Raw genomic sequence first — 483 nt, 5'->3', positions numbered from 1 at the left:
TCCGACTTCGCGGTCTTCACCCGCAAGGCCCACACCGACGTGTCCTACCTCGCCTGCGCCCGGATGCTGCTGGCCGCGCCGGACGAGGTAGGCGAGCAGGGTCTCGTGGGTGCCGACGGGGGCGTAGATCCGGCACGGCCGGTCGAGCCCGCCCGGGCCGACCACCGCCGCGTAGAGCGGCTCGCCCATCCCGTGCAGGCACTGGAACTCGTAGTCGCCGGGCCGGAAGTCGGGGCCGGCCATCTCCAGGATGCTGGCCACGGTCTGCGCGTTGTGGGTCGCGAATTGCGGGAACACCGCGTCCGGCGCGGCCAGCAGCATCCGGGCGCAGGCGAGGTAGGACACGTCGGTGTGGGCCTTGCGGGTGAAGACCGGGAAGTCGGAGAGCCCCTCGACCTGCGCCCGCTTGATCTCGCCGTCCCAGTAGGCGCCCTTCACCAGCCGGACCATCAGGCGGCGGCCGCTCCGGCGGGCGAGGTCGAC

The 483-nt window shown here is 72.7% G+C and carries 1 protein-coding gene; it reads right to left on the bottom strand.

What is annotated here, in order from left to right:
• Positions 1-483, bottom strand: a 483-nt coding sequence (locus tag FV227_RS28735) for a proline dehydrogenase family protein (RefSeq protein WP_187275006.1), incomplete at both ends; no start/stop codon positions are given.

It is taken from the genome of Methylobacterium sp. WL119, assembly GCF_008039875.1.
Taxonomy (GTDB): domain Bacteria; phylum Pseudomonadota; class Alphaproteobacteria; order Rhizobiales; family Beijerinckiaceae; genus Methylobacterium.
The sequence above is the reverse complement of the archived record's forward strand: the minus strand, read 5'-3'. Positions and strand labels throughout refer to the sequence as shown.